This window comes from Roseovarius sp. MBR-78, assembly GCF_040547535.1.
Taxonomy (GTDB): Bacteria; Pseudomonadota; Alphaproteobacteria; order Rhodobacterales; family Rhodobacteraceae; genus Roseovarius.
This window is the reverse complement of the sequence record NZ_JBEPPX010000004.1, coordinates 162816-176121: the sequence shown is the minus strand read 5'-3', so window position 1 is coordinate 176121 and position 13306 is coordinate 162816. Positions and strand designations below refer to the sequence as shown.

The window sequence follows — 13306 nt, the reverse complement described above, 5'->3', positions numbered from 1 at the left end:
AAGGCGCGTCCGTCACGCGAAAGGGCGGCCCCGTGAGGGCCGCCCTTTGCTCATAGCCCTGCCGGATCAGAAGCGGAACGTGGCCCGCGCCTGAACCGTGGTCGCATCGATATCACCGCCGCCGTTGAAATCGTCGAACTGGTGATACAGAACCTCGCCGCCGAGCGAAATTTTCTCGGTGACCATGTGCTCATAGCCGGCACCGATGAAATACCCGTCATCATCGCCAAGATCGTCGGTATCCGCCCAGGCATAGCCACCGGTGGCATAGGCCAGGCCGCGCCCGATCTTGTAGCCGCCGCGCAGCTTGGCGCGGAACAGTTCCTCAGCCGTGCCGGCATTGCCGATATCGGCATCGAGGAAATCATAGTCGAGCCCGGCCCCCACGACGAAGCCGTTCTGGAAGTCATAGTCATACCCGGCCGTCAAACCGCCGATCAGGCTGTCATCATCATCGAACCCGTCCGCGTCAACATTGGCATAGCCAACTTGACCACCAGCGTAAAAACCGGTCCAGTTCGGGGTGATGGGGGCGGCGGGAACGGGGGCCGAGATCACCGGCTCGGGGGCGGGTTCTGCCTTGTTCCCCGCGAAGGCGGGAACCGCCATGAAAGAGGCCACTGCCACAATCGCCGTTGTCGTCCTGAACATCTTGCGTCCTTTCCTTTTATCTACGGACCGGAGGCGCGCGCCCCGGCCCGGCGGCCATTCATCTGACCGTCCTGGTGTATGTTGTCATCATGTCGCATATCGGCAAGGGGCGGAGGGCTATGGCGCGGTCACGACCTGGTGAGTGGCACATACTTGCGGACCTCCGGGAGGATTTCGGCGGATTTCCGCAGGTTTCTGCCGCCTGCGACCAAGGCTGGCGCGATCCGCCCTTGACGGAGACAGGCGGGCGCGCTGGAGGACGCCCCCGCCTGCCCTGCCGCGCCGTCGCCCACTCAGAAGCGGTAGGTGGCACGCACCTGCACACTGGTGAATTCGATATCATTGCCGGTGCCGTTGAAGCTGTCGAATTCGTGGTAAAGCACCTCACCACCGACCGAGAACCGGTCATTCACCATGTATTCATAGCCCCCCCCGATGAACCAGCCGTCATCGTCGCCAAGGCTGCTGGTATCGGCAACGGCCCATCCCGCGGCCCCGTAGAGCAAGCCCCTGCCGATCTTGGGGCCGCCGCGGATCTTGAGGCGGAACACCTCTTCGAGATCGGCACCGGGGGCAACCTCGGCATCCGCAAAATCGTAATCGAGCGCCCCGCCCAGCACCCATCGGCCGAAATCATGATCGTAGCCAAGGGTGACACCGCCCATGATACTCTCGTCGTTGCTGGACCGGTTCGACTCGGTGAAGCCGGCCCCGAACTGCCCGCCGATATAAAAGCCGGTCCAATCGACCGACCCGCCGATGGGCCGCCCCTGCGAAGACATGATCGAGCCGGTGCCAGCGGTGGCGGGCATATCCGCGCCAAAGCTCAGATCAGGCGGCGTGTCAAAAACGGGATCGGGCAACGTGGTGCCCGTCGCCTGGGCAAAGGCCGGCGCGGCAAGCGGAAGTGCCGCGACAAGGGCGACGGCGAGAGCCGGGAAATGCATGATCCTGTCCTTTCATTCTATCTTGATGAAAGGATGGGGGCACACGGGGATTGTCGCAATGAACGTTCCGGTCGCGCGGTGTCAATGCCTCGTGATCGGCCCGAGAGGATCTCAGATCACACCGATATCCGCGAGCGCCGAGGACAGCTCTGGCGGCAGGCTGTCCTCGCTCTGGCGCGACGATGGCAGATCGGGGGGCGCGTCATCGGGCACGAGGTAGCGCCATCCCTGGAACGGGCGCTTGTGCGCGGCGGCGGTGCGGATGAGCATCGGATCAAGCACGATAGCGCAGCGGCGGATACCGTCACCGCCCGTCGCCTCGTCAAGCCGCAGGATGCGCTGACGGCATTGCACCAGCCCCCCGATCACCCAGTAGATCGAGCCGCCATCGAGCAATTCCCCGGCACGGCGCGGCCACATGCGGGTGACGTGACGGGGCTGGCCGTCTGGCCCCTTGGCATGCACCGAACCCTGCCACGCGGCGAGATCCTCGACCGAGGATGTGCCGACGCTCAGTTTTATCAGGTGCAGTGCCATGCGAATCTCCCGTTGAGCAGGATCGTAGCGTTCAGGACGCGGGGGGCAAGGGATTGCGGCGGGTGGCACCGCGCGCGCCCGAAGAGACAAGACAAACGGCCCCGACATCGCCCGAATACGAGACCCGTATAGGGCAGCGCGTGACGGTGCATGACGGGGCGCGCTTGCTCTATCCCCCGGCGTTACAGGCCCAGTTTTGCCGCCACGATCTCATTGACGGCCTTGGGGTTTGCCTTTCCGCCCGTGGCCTTCATCACCTGACCGACGAACCAGCCCGCAAGCTTGGGGTTGGCCTTGGCCTTTTCCACCTGCGCGGGGTTGGCGGCGATGATCTCGTCCACGGCTGTCTCTATCGCGCCGGTGTCGGTGACCTGTTTCATGCCGCGATCCTCGACGATCTTTTCGGGGTCACCGCCCTCGGTATAGACGATCTCGAAGAGGTCCTTGGCGATCTTGCCGGAAATGGCGTCGGATGTGATGAGCCGCACGATGGCGGCGAGTTGATCGGGGCTGACCGGGCTTTGCTCGATGGAGTGATCCTCTTTCTTCAACCGCCCGAACAGCTCGTTGATGACCCAGTTCGCCGCCAGCTTGCCGTCGCCCGCCTTTGCGGCCACCGCCTCGAAATAGGCGGCGTTGGCGAGATCTGCCGTGAGCACAGAGGCGTCATATTCCGACAGACCGAATTCGAGCACGAAACGCGCCTTCTTGGCGTCGGGGAGTTCGGGCAAGCTGGCCTTGATGCTGTCGACCCATTCTTGCTCGATCTCCAGCGGCAGAAGGTCGGGATCGGGGAAATAGCGGTAATCATGCGCCTCTTCCTTGGAGCGCATGGACCGCGTTTCGCCCTTGTCGGGATCGTAAAGGCGGGTTTCCTGCACCACCGCGCCGCCTGCCTCGACAATGGCGATCTGGCGGCGGGCCTCGACCTCGATGGCTGCCTGGATGAAGCGCATGGAGTTCATGTTCTTGATCTCGCAGCGGGTGCCGAGATGCGCGAAATCCTGCGTCTCCTGATATTTCTCATACTGACCGGGCCGACAGATCGACACGTTCACATCGGCGCGCAGGTTGCCGTTCTGCATGTTGCCGTCGCAGGTGCCAAGATAGCGCAAGATCTGGCGCAGCTTGGTGACATAGGCGGCGGCCTCCTCTGGCCCGCGAATATCGGGGCGGCTGACGATCTCCATCAGGCAGACGCCGGTGCGGTTCAGGTCCACAAAGGACATCGCCGGGTCCATGTCGTGGATGGATTTGCCCGCGTCCTGCTCCATGTGAATCCGCTCGATCCGCACGAGGCGCGCGATACCGGGGGCCATATCGACAAGGATTTCGCCCTCGCCCACCAGCGGATGATAAAGCTGGCTGATCTGGTAGCCCTGCGGCAGGTCGGGGTAGAAATAGTTCTTGCGGTCAAAGGCCGACCAGAGGTTGATCTGTGCGTTGAGGCCGAGGCCGGTGCGCACCGCCTGTTCGACACAGTATTCGTTGATGACCGGAAGCATCCCCGGCATCGCCGCATCGACAAAGGCGACATGGCTGTTGGGCTCTGCGCCAAAGCCGGTCGAGGCTCCGGAAAACAGCTTGGCGTTGGAGGCCACCTGCGCGTGGACCTCCATCCCGATCACCAGTTCCCAATCGTGCTTGGCCCCGGCGATCACCTTGGGCTTGGGGGTGTCATAGGCAAGGTCCAGCATCCTGCGGCTCCGTCAATTGGCTCTGGCGGCGTTCTACGCGGCAGGGGCACGCACGACAAGGGGCCTCAATGTCCCAACGAAAGCCCCATCTCCCAGAACCCGACCTCTAGCCGCGTCGCGGTGGTGAAGCGGCGGCAGAGGCGCGCCCAGCCCGGCGTGGTGTGCGGATCGGGGCCAAGGCGGCGGGTGACGGCCCCGTCCAGCAGCACGCCCGCCTCGCGGCAGACCTGTTGATAATCGTCGCCTGCATAGGTGCCGATCCAACCGGCATAGGGATGATCCCCCGCCACCGGCCCCAGCCGCGCGCCGATCTCGCCATATCCCATTACACAAGGGGCAAGTGCGGCGAGCAGGTCGAGCAGATCGCCCGAATGCCCGGCATCGAGCACATAGCGCGTATAAGCGAGGTTGGCGGGGTGTTCCTCGGCATTGTAAAGGTCCGCCTCCGACAGCCCCGCCTCGGCGCAGGTTGTCACATGCAGGCCCAACTCGTGGTTCACCAGCGCATCGACCGTGGCGGCGCAGGCGCGCATTTCCGCCAGCGTCTCGGTCTTGGTCACGGCAAGTGCCCAGGCGCGGGCGAAATGGATGAGGAACACGTAATCCTGCACCAGATAGCCAAGAAATGCCGTGCGCGGCAGGCGGCCCGTGCGCAGCCCCTCGACAAAGGCGTGGTGGGTATAGTCCCGCCAGACCGGCCCCGCCGCATCGCGCAGGCGGGCAAAGGTCACGCCGTAATCGCCGGTCATTCGGCGTTCAGGTCCATGGCCAGGCCCGAGACGGGCGTGGCTGTCTCGATCATCCCGGCATCGAGCAGGAATTGCTCGAACCGCTTGTAACGCGCGTGATCGAGCGCGGCGGGACGGGTGGCGAAGCGCTGGTAGGTATCGGCCCAGGCCTTTTCGTTCAACGCGTCCTGCAATTCGCGCGAGGTGCCCGCGAAAATCTCCCATGCCTTCTCGGGATGGTTCAGGATGTATTGCGTCGCGCGCTCGGTCGCGTGCAGGAAGCGGCGGATCATGTCCGCGTCCATGCCCTCGGGATTGGCCACGTAGATCAACTCGTCATAGGCGGGAATGCCCTCTTCCTCGACGAAGAAGCAGCGCCCCGGCACGCCCTCGATCTCCATCTGGTTCAGTTCGAAATTGCGATAGGCCCCGATCACCGCATCCACCTGCCCCGACATGAGCGAGGGCGAGAGCGACCAGTTGACGCTCACCAGTTCGATATCGTCGAGATTGTGGCCGTGCTGTGCGAGGATTGCCGAGAGCAGCGCCTCCTCGACGCCCGCCACCGAAAACCCCACCTTGCGGCCCTTGAGATCGGCGGTGGATTTTATCGGGCCGTCCTCGAGCACCAGAAGACAGTTGAGCGGCGTGGCAATCAGCGTGCCGACCCGGCGCAGCGGCAGGCCGTTCTCGATCTGCATGTGGAGTTGCGGCTGATAGGACACTGCCAGATCGGCGCGCCCGGCGGCGACCATCTTGGGCGGGTCCGAGGGATCGGCTGGGGCGACCACCTCGACCTCAAGCCCGGCCTCGCGGAAATAGCCAAGCTCCTCGGCGAGGATGATGGGGCCGTGATCGGGGTTCACGAACCAATCGAGGATCAGCGTCATGCGGTCCTGCGCCATGGCCGGGGCGGCCAGAAGCGCGAGGATCAGGGTCAGGTATTTCATGGGTTTGTCTCCTCGGGGGAATCGCCAAGGGCGATCAATGCAATCTCTCCGTCCCAATGCGCGCTAAGCCGCGCCGCCGCCTGCCACGACCGCAGGCCGGATCGGCACGCCAGCACGGCGCGCGTGCCTTGGGGGTGAAGCGTGTCGAACTCCGGCACGCCGTGGCGCGTAGCCCCCGGCAGGGCGGGGCCGCTTTCATCCTCGGCGCGCAGATCGGCGAGCCAATCGGTCTTGGCGATCTGAGCAGGCGCGATGAAGGCAAAACCGCCCTCCGGCTCTGGCGCGCCGTCGAAACGGAACCCGCCGAAGCGCGGCCCAAGCGCGTCAAAACTCACAAGCTGCCCCAGCGGAACGGGCTCTATTCCCGCCAAAACGGCCAATGCCATCTGCGCCTGAAGGCTTCCGATCACGCCCACCGACGGCCCCATGACGCCATCCGCGTCACAACTGCCAAGCCGGTCGGGCAGGTCGGGAAAGACCGCGCGCAGGCTCGGCGCGCCGCCGCAGAAGCCGCCGACATAGCCAGAAGTGCCCACCACCGAGGCGCTGATGAGCGGTGTGCCTTCTGCAAGGCAGGTGTCAGAGAGCACATATGTTGCCGCGAAACTGTCGGCGCAGTCGAGCACCAGATCGGCCGCGGCCACGCGCGCGGGGGCGTTCAACGGGGTGAGCGGCTCTAACACGGCAGAAATCGTGCAATCAGGGTTGAGCGCGGCCATATGCGCGGCGGCGGCCTGCGCCTTGGGGTGGCCGATATCGGCCATGCGAAAGAGGGTCTGCCGGTGCAGGTTGCTCAAGGCTACCCGGTCGCCATCCATCAGCGTGATCCGCCCCACGCCCGCGCCCACGAGATATTGCAGCACCGGCGCGGTGAGGCCCCCCGCGCCGACGATCAACACATGCGCCGCCGCGAGGCGATCCTGCCCCGCTGCCCCGAATTCGGGCAGGGCGATCTGACGGGCGTAGCGGCTCATGCCGTCACCTTGATCCATTGCCGCACCCGCACCTCGGGATCGGCATTGAGCGTGATATCCGTCACCGCCGAGACCACATCCGCCCCCGCCTCGAACGCACCGCGCGCGCGCGCCACCGACATGCCGCCAATGGCGACAAGCGGCGTGTCGCCAATCAGGCGCTTCCATTCGGTGAGGCGGTCCAGGCCCTGCTCGTGCCATTTCATCTGCTTGAGGATGGTCGGATAGACCGGGCCAAGCGCCACGTAATCGGGGGCAAGCGCCAGCGCGCGGTCAAGCTCGGCATGGTCATGGGTGCTGAGGCCGATCCTGATCCCGGCGCGGCGGATGGCGGGGATGTCGGCGGTGTCGAGATCCTCTTGGCCCAGATGCACCCAGTCGCAGCCCAGATCAATCGCCACCTGCCAGTGATCGTTGACCACGAGGATCGCACCATGCGCGCGGCTGAGGCTCTGTGCCTGCGCGATTTGCGCGTGCAGCGCCGCGCCAGCCATCTCCTTGATGCGCAATTGCACCAGCCCCACGCCAAGCGGCAGCAGGCGGCGCAGCCAGTCGGCATCATCGAAAATCGGGTAGAAACGCGGCAGGGCCATCAGGTAAACGCCCTCCCCAGAACCGGCGTCGAGGGCGCGGCCATGTCGCGCGGCTCCATCGGGTCGGCCTCATAGCCCAGCCGCCCCGCCTCCAGCGCGCGCGCGAACCCCTCGGCCATCGCCGCCGGGTCGCCCGCACGGGCCACTGCGGTGTTGAGCAGCACCGCATCATAGCCCAATTCCATCGCGTGGGCCGCCTGTGAGGGCAGGCCCAATCCGGCGTCGATCACAAGAGGCAGGTCGGGGAAATGCGCGCGCAAGCTGCGAAGCCCATAGATATTGTTCAGCCCCAGCCCGGTGCCGATGGGCGCGCCCCAGGGCATCAGCACCCGGCATCCGGCCTCAACCAGCCGCTCGCAGAGCACCAGATCCTCGGTGCAATAGGGAAACACGGCAAAGCCCTCATCGGTGAGGATGCGCGCGGCCTCGACAAGGCCGAAGGGATCGGGCTGCAACGTGTCGGCATGGCCGATCACCTCCAACTTGATCCAGTTGGTGTCGAAAAGCTCGCGCGCCATCTGCGCCGTGGTCACCGCCTCGCGTACCGAATGGCAGCCGGCGGTGTTGGGCAGGACATGCACGCCAAGCGCGCGGATCATGTCCCAGAACGCCTGCCCCGCGCGCTCGCCCCCCGCCTCGCGGCGCACGGAGACAGTGGCGATGCCCGCGCCGGAGCGTTTAAACGCGTCGGCCAGGATCGCGGGAGAGGGGTATTGCGCGGTGCCCAGCATCAGGCGGGATGTCACTTCTATATCGTAGAAAACCGGCATATCAGCCCCCTTGCCGAGGGGCGACGATCTCGACGCGGTCCCCGTCATTCAGTCTCTGTTCCGGCCTGAGAGCGGCAGGAACAAAGCGTTCGTTCACCGCCGTCGCGACCTTGGCCCCGCCGTGGCCCACCTCGATCAGCAGCGCGTCGAGGGTCGGCGCGGCGGTGTCCTGTGCGGTGCCGTTAACCGTGATCTTCATGGGCAAACTCCGGTTTTTCATTCTCGCGCATCACCAGCGCGGCGGTCATCCGCGCCACGGCGGGCGACAGCAGAAAGCCGTGGCGAAAGAGGCCGTTGGCATGGATCGTCTCGCCCCTCGCCGTGATGCGCGGCAAGTTGTCGGGGAAGGCCGGGCGCGCGTCCACGCCGATTTCCACCACCTCCGCCTCGCCAAAGGCGGGGTGGAGCGCGTAGGCCGCCGACAAAAGCTCCATCACCGACCGGACCGAGGCGCGCCAGCGGTCGCCGCTCTCGATCTGCGTGGCCCCGAGCATGAAGACGCCGTCGCCGCGCGGCACGATATAGAGCGGAAAACGCGGATGAAGCAGGCGAACGGGCCGGGACAGGGTCACATCCGGGGCGCGCAGCACCACCATCTCGCCCTTGACGCCGCGCAGATCGGGCAGGCTGTCCTGCGCCGCGAGGCCGCGACAGTCGATCACCGGGCCATCGGCGGGCGCGTCGGTCTGCTCGAACCGCGCGCCCGCCTCTTGCAGCCGCTTGCGCAGGTGAAGCAGCGCGGCGCGCGGGTCGATATGCGCCTCACCTGCAAAAAACAGCGCGCGGTCGTGGCGATCCGCGAGATGCGGCTCTAACGCGGCCAGTTCTGCACCTGTGAGCAGCCGGTGGCCGGTGGTGCGGCGCGCGAATTGGTCGAGTTCGCGCCGGTCGCGCGCGAGTGTCACCACCAGCGATCCGCGCCGGATCACCTCCACGCCCTGCGCCTGCCACCAGTCGGCGGCCTCCTGGCCCAACCGCATCACCGGTTCTTCGGCGCTGAACCCCTCGCAGAACGGCGCGAGCATCCCGCCCGCCCACCAAGAGCAGCCATGCGCGCCGGGGGCGGGGGCGGGATCGCGCAGGGTGACGGAGATGCCGCGCGCCATCAATTCGGTGGCGACGCAAAGCCCCACGACGCCTGCGCCACGGATGGTGACAGCCCCGGTCATGGCCAGACCTCGTGGAAATGATGCACCGGGCCGTGGCCGTGGCCGATATCGAGCCTGTCGGCGGCGCGGATCGCGGCGTGGAGCCAGCTATGCGCGTTGCTGACCGCCTCGGGCAGGTCCAGCCCCTGTGCCAGCCCCGCCGCGATGGCCGACGAGAGCGTGCAGCCGGTGCCATGCGTGTTGCGCGTGGCAATGCGCGGGGCGTCAAGGCGGATCACCTCGTCACCGATCAGCCAATCGGTGCAGGTCTCGCCCCGGCCATGCCCGCCCTTCATCAAAACGGCCCCCACCCCCATCTCGCGCAGGCGCGCGCCCTGCTGCTGCATCGCCCGATCATCGCGCGCCTCGGCACAGCCCAGAAGCACCGCCGCCTCGGGCAGGTTCGGGGTGAGCAGATCGGCGCGCGGCAACAGATGCGCAATGAGCGCCGCGCGCGCGGCATCGGGCAGGAGCCGCGCACCGGATTTCGCGACCATCACCGGATCGAGCACCACGGGGCCTTGGTAATCCGCCAGCGCCCCTGCCACCGTCTCGATCAGGCTGGCATCGCCCAGCATCCCGATCTTGATCGCATCGACCCTGATATCGCCCAACACGGCGGCGAGTTGCGCGGCGACCGTGGCATCGGGGATCGGGTGAACATCGCTGACGGCCACGGTGTTCTGCGCGGTGACGGCGGTCAGCACGCTTGCGCCATAGACGCCCAGCGCCGAGAATGTCTTGAGATCGGCCTGAATGCCCGCGCCGCCGCCGCTATCGGAGCCTGCGATCGTCAATGCGGTTGCGACCATGTACCGTTCCTCTCAGACTTTCGGGGAACGGGAGGGGGCGCGCGAGGGCGTGCCGAAATCCGTTCCCTACGCCGGTATCACCCGGATCAGGTTCGATGGGTTGGCGGATGGCCTCTCAGCCCCGTTTTCGGGGCACCCCAACGGATGAAACAAACGTAACAGCGCCCACGACCGGCAACAAGGGGGCCGCACAAAAAAGCCCCGTCACGCCAATAGTGACGGGGCAAGGCAAGGGTGCCCGGTCAAGTCAGTGCCCGGACACCGGCGGCACGCAGGGATCAGTTGGGGCGGTCGGCCATCTCGGCGCGGATCTGCTGGCGCAGCACGTCGATGGGCACGATCTTGCCCTCGCGGCGAAAGCACCAATAGGTCCAGCCATTGCAGCTTGGCGCGCCCTCAAGATGCGCGCCGACCTGGTGGATCGAGCCGTTCACGCCATCGGCCACGAGCGTGCCATCGGCGCGCACCTTGGCCGCCGCCTTGCCGTTCATCGAGGTCAGCACCTCGCCCGGGCGCAGCATCCCGCGCTCGACAAGCTGGCCAAAGGGCACGCGCGGCTCGGCGCGTTTCGAGGTCGAGACGCGCAGCGCCTCGCTGTCATATTTGCGCACCGCCCGGAGCCGCGCCTCGGCCACGCGGCGATAGCTTTCCTCGCGCTCGATACCGATGTAATCGCGGCCCAGCATCCGCGCCACGGCCCCCGTCGTGCCAGTGCCAAAGAACGGATCAAGCACCACATCGCCGGGATTGGTGGAGCCGACCAGAACCCGGTGCAACAGGCTCTCGGGTTTTTGCGTCGGGTGCGCCTTGTCGCCGTTTTCGTCCTTGAGCCGCTCATGTCCGGTGCAAATCGGCAGAACCCAGTCGCTGCGCATCTGCACGCCCTCGTTCAATGATTTCAGCGCCTCGTAATTGAACGTGTATTTCCCGCCCTCCTCGCGGCTGGCCCAGATCATCGTCTCATGCGCGTTGGTGAGCCGCTTGCCGCGAAAATTGGGCATCGGGTTGGATTTGCGCCACACCACATCGTTGAGAATCCAGAACCCCGCATCCTGCAACGCGGCACCGACGCGAAAGATGTTGTGATACGAGCCGATGACCCAGATCGCGCCGGTGGGTTTGAGCAGGCGCCGCGCGGCGGCGAGCCAATCGCGCGTGAAACGGTCATAGGCGGCAAAGCTGGCAAAGCTGTCCCAGGCGTCATCGACGGCATCGACCTGGCTGTTATCGGGCCGGTGCAGATCGCCGCGCAGTTGCAGATTGTAGGGCGGATCGGCGAAAATCAGGTCGATGCTGGCCTCGGGAAGGCCGTTCATCACCTCGATGCAATCACCGGCGATAATCGTGTTGAGAGGGAGCGCGGGCGCGCCCTTTGCCTTGGTTTTCGTTGTCATTTTCTGCCTCTGTCCCGGCGCCTTGGGCGCTCTGATCCTTGGCAAAACAATGAGTCAAAGCTGATTCGTGGTCAATTTCTTTTTTGAATCAGTAGGTTAGTTATTTTCTTGATACAAGATATTGTGGACGGGCCTGAACGAACGCCTATGGTGAGGGGTCACACCAAGATTTAGGAGCGCGTCGCGATGCGCCTTTGACGGGTAGCCTGCGTTGCGCTCCCATCCATAGCCCGGAAACTGTTGCGCCAAATCCCGCATGAGGCGATCACGCGCCTCCTTGGCCACGATCGAGGCGGCGGCAATCGAGAGCGAAGCGGCATCGCCCCTGATGATCGCCCGCGCCGGGAGCGTCAGGCCGCGCGGAACCATATTGCCGTCGATCAGCACCATCTCGGGGGCCGGATCGAGGCCCGCAATGGCCCGTTCCATCGCCAGATGCGCCGCGCGCAGGATGTTGAGGCTGTCGATCTCGGCGACGGTGGCATGGGCAACCGACACCTCGGCACAGGCCATGAGCGCCGCACAAAGCGCCGCGCGCCGCCCTGCGCCGAGCTTCTTGGAATCGTCGAGCCCCTCGGGCACGCGCGCGGGATCGAGGATCACCGCCGCCGCCGTCACCGGCCCGGCAAGCGGGCCGCGCCCGACCTCGTCCACCCCCGCGATGCGGGCATGGCCAAGGGCGCGGGCGGCGTGCTCATGGCTAAAATCGGGGCCGGTCATGCGCCGTCATGGCACGGGCTTGCGGCGAATGCAAAGGCCCGCACGCCTGCCCGTCCCTCAGTAATAGCCATACCGGTTGAGGCAGCGGTCACGATAGACCGTCCCGTGATACCCGCCGATATGCACCGCGCAGTCCGAGGGCAGCGCCGAATAGCCGTAATTGTAGCCATTCAGGCAGCGCCCAGAATATCCCGAGCGGTAATTGCTATGCACGCGGCAGGCACCGGGCAGGTTGACGCGCCGCTCCGGGCCATAGCTGTCATGGCCCTGATAGCCGCGATCATGGCCGTCGTAAGAGCTATTGCGATATCCGCCGCCATGACGATCCCGCCCGTTGTCGCTGGCAATGGCCGCGCCGATGATCGCACCGACGGCAAGACCGGCGATGACCTTGCCGGCGTCATTGTCGGCGCGCACCTGCGTCGGCGCGGCAACCGAGGCAAGCGCGAAAGCGCTTGCCATGAGGGTGGTGGTGAGCCTTGTAAACATGATCCGATCCTTTCCTTTACGGGGACGATGTCATGACAGGGACGCGGCGCGATCACCGGCCATAGTCATGACCATAGGAACGGTGACGCGGCGCATGGCGCGGGCCGCGCTGGTAGACGCGCTGCTGCTGGCCATAGCCGTGACGCCCCCGATACCCGCGATCATGGCCACGGGAATAACCGCGATCATACCCGCCCTGGTATCCGCCCTGGTATCCGCGCGAGTATCCGCGCGAGACATAGCCGCCATCGTGACGGTTCCGATTGTTGTCGCTGGTAATGGCCGCGCCGATGATCGCGCCAATGGCAAGCCCGGCGATGACCTTGCCGGCGTCGTTGTCGGCGCGCACCTGCGTCGGTGCGGCGAGGGTGGCGAGCGCGAGAGCGCCCGCCATGAGGGTGGTGGTGAGCTTGTTAAACATGATCTGATCCTTTTCTTTGGTGATACGATGTCACGACCGGTCTGCGGCGCGATCACCGGCCATATTGATGCCCATAGGAGCGGTGGCGCGGTGCGTAATACGGGGCGGGGCGATAGACATAATGCCGACCATAACCGCGCTGATAGCCATAGCTCGGGCGGTAGTGGCCGCGCCCGCGATAGCGGGGCCGCGCGTGGCCATAGCCGTTATGGCCGTAGCCATAGCCGCGCGAGACATGGCCGCGATAATGGCGCTGGCCGCCTGCTAGGATGATCTTGGCACCGGCGGCGGGAGCGGTCTGGGTGATCGGGGCCGCAGAGGCGACAGGCGCGCCACCAAGGCTGAGCGCCGCGCCAAAGGCGAGAGCGAGGACTGTGCGAAACATGGTGTCTCCTTTCAGGTTTGCGTGGCAGCGCGGCGTCGGGAGCCGTTGTCATTCGCCCTGGCCGCAAGTCGTGCCCTGAACATGTGCCCG

Annotated in this window: 17 protein-coding genes and 1 riboswitch; all 17 genes read right to left on the bottom strand. The window is 65.7% G+C overall.

The annotated features are described in order from the left end of the window. Positions 1-66 precede the first annotated feature (66 nt). The 17 genes from ABIE58_RS04935 to ABIE58_RS04855 all read right to left on the bottom strand — a co-directional run bounded on the left by ABIE58_RS04935 (position 67) and on the right by ABIE58_RS04855 (position 13216). The gene (locus ABIE58_RS04935) at positions 67-651 is read right to left on the bottom strand and encodes an outer membrane protein (protein ID WP_354543580.1); all 585 of its coding nucleotides are present in this window, start codon (positions 649-651) and stop codon (positions 67-69) included. A gap of 293 nt (positions 652-944) precedes the next feature. After that, a complete protein-coding gene (locus tag ABIE58_RS04930; protein WP_354543579.1) occupies positions 945-1598 on the bottom strand; it encodes an outer membrane protein in 654 nt (217 codons plus the stop codon). Between the two features lie 111 nt (positions 1599-1709). After that, a complete protein-coding gene (locus ABIE58_RS04925; protein WP_354543578.1) occupies positions 1710-2135 on the bottom strand; it encodes a DUF1489 family protein in 426 nt (141 codons plus the stop codon). A gap of 182 nt (positions 2136-2317) precedes the next feature. Then, complete coding sequence (gatB, locus tag ABIE58_RS04920) at positions 2318-3832, bottom strand: Asp-tRNA(Asn)/Glu-tRNA(Gln) amidotransferase subunit GatB (protein ID WP_354543577.1); 1515 nt, start codon at positions 3830-3832, stop codon at positions 2318-2320. A gap of 65 nt (positions 3833-3897) precedes the next feature. Then, entirely contained in the window at positions 3898-4581 is a 684-nt protein-coding gene (locus ABIE58_RS04915) for a TenA family protein (RefSeq protein WP_354543576.1), read from the bottom strand. Next, positions 4578-5510, bottom strand: a complete 933-nt coding sequence (locus ABIE58_RS04910; RefSeq protein ID WP_354543575.1) for an ABC transporter substrate-binding protein — start codon at positions 5508-5510, stop codon at positions 4578-4580. The genes ABIE58_RS04915 and ABIE58_RS04910 overlap by 4 nt, the downstream gene beginning before the upstream one ends. Continuing rightward, positions 5507-6484: a ThiF family adenylyltransferase gene (locus ABIE58_RS04905; RefSeq protein WP_354543574.1), complete on the bottom strand. Its 978-nt coding sequence runs from the start codon at positions 6482-6484 to the stop codon at positions 5507-5509. Before ABIE58_RS04905 ends, ABIE58_RS04910 begins: the two co-directional genes overlap by 4 nt. Beyond that, the gene (locus tag ABIE58_RS04900) at positions 6481-7077 is read right to left on the bottom strand and encodes a thiamine phosphate synthase (protein ID WP_354543573.1); all 597 of its coding nucleotides are present in this window, start codon (positions 7075-7077) and stop codon (positions 6481-6483) included. The genes ABIE58_RS04905 and ABIE58_RS04900 overlap by 4 nt, the downstream gene beginning before the upstream one ends. After that, positions 7077-7847, bottom strand: a complete 771-nt coding sequence (locus ABIE58_RS04895) for a thiazole synthase (RefSeq protein WP_354543572.1) — start codon at positions 7845-7847, stop codon at positions 7077-7079. Before ABIE58_RS04895 ends, ABIE58_RS04900 begins: the two co-directional genes overlap by 1 nt. A gap of 1 nt (position 7848) precedes the next feature. Further along, entirely contained in the window at positions 7849-8046 is a 198-nt protein-coding gene (gene thiS / locus ABIE58_RS04890) for a sulfur carrier protein ThiS (RefSeq protein WP_354543571.1), read from the bottom strand. Next, positions 8030-9016, bottom strand: coding sequence for an FAD-dependent oxidoreductase (locus ABIE58_RS04885; protein WP_354543570.1), 987 nt, complete (start codon positions 9014-9016; stop codon positions 8030-8032). Before ABIE58_RS04885 ends, thiS begins: the two co-directional genes overlap by 17 nt. Next, positions 9013-9807: a bifunctional hydroxymethylpyrimidine kinase/phosphomethylpyrimidine kinase gene (gene thiD, locus ABIE58_RS04880; RefSeq protein ID WP_354543569.1), complete on the bottom strand. Its 795-nt coding sequence runs from the start codon at positions 9805-9807 to the stop codon at positions 9013-9015. Before thiD ends, ABIE58_RS04885 begins: the two co-directional genes overlap by 4 nt. 46 nt (positions 9808-9853) lie before the next feature. Then, a riboswitch (TPP riboswitch) is annotated at positions 9854-9957 on the bottom strand. 128 nt (positions 9958-10085) lie between these two features. Continuing rightward, positions 10086-11201 carry a site-specific DNA-methyltransferase gene (locus tag ABIE58_RS04875; protein WP_354543568.1) on the bottom strand — a complete coding sequence of 372 codons (1116 nt, stop codon included), beginning with the start codon at positions 11199-11201 and terminating at the stop codon, positions 10086-10088. A 96-nt stretch (positions 11202-11297) separates the two neighbouring features. Beyond that, a complete protein-coding gene (gene rnhB / locus ABIE58_RS04870) occupies positions 11298-11921 on the bottom strand; it encodes a ribonuclease HII (RefSeq protein ID WP_354543567.1) in 624 nt (207 codons plus the stop codon). A 57-nt stretch (positions 11922-11978) separates the two neighbouring features. Then, the gene (locus tag ABIE58_RS04865) at positions 11979-12410 is read right to left on the bottom strand and encodes a hypothetical protein (RefSeq protein WP_354543566.1); all 432 of its coding nucleotides are present in this window, start codon (positions 12408-12410) and stop codon (positions 11979-11981) included. A 52-nt stretch (positions 12411-12462) separates the two neighbouring features. Further along, positions 12463-12831 carry a hypothetical protein gene (locus ABIE58_RS04860; RefSeq protein WP_354543565.1) on the bottom strand — a complete coding sequence of 123 codons (369 nt, stop codon included), beginning with the start codon at positions 12829-12831 and terminating at the stop codon, positions 12463-12465. Between the two features lie 52 nt (positions 12832-12883). Then, positions 12884-13216 (bottom strand): hypothetical protein, encoded by a 333-nt coding sequence (locus ABIE58_RS04855; RefSeq protein ID WP_354543564.1) that lies wholly within the window; start codon positions 13214-13216, stop codon positions 12884-12886. Positions 13217-13306 lie beyond the last annotated feature (90 nt).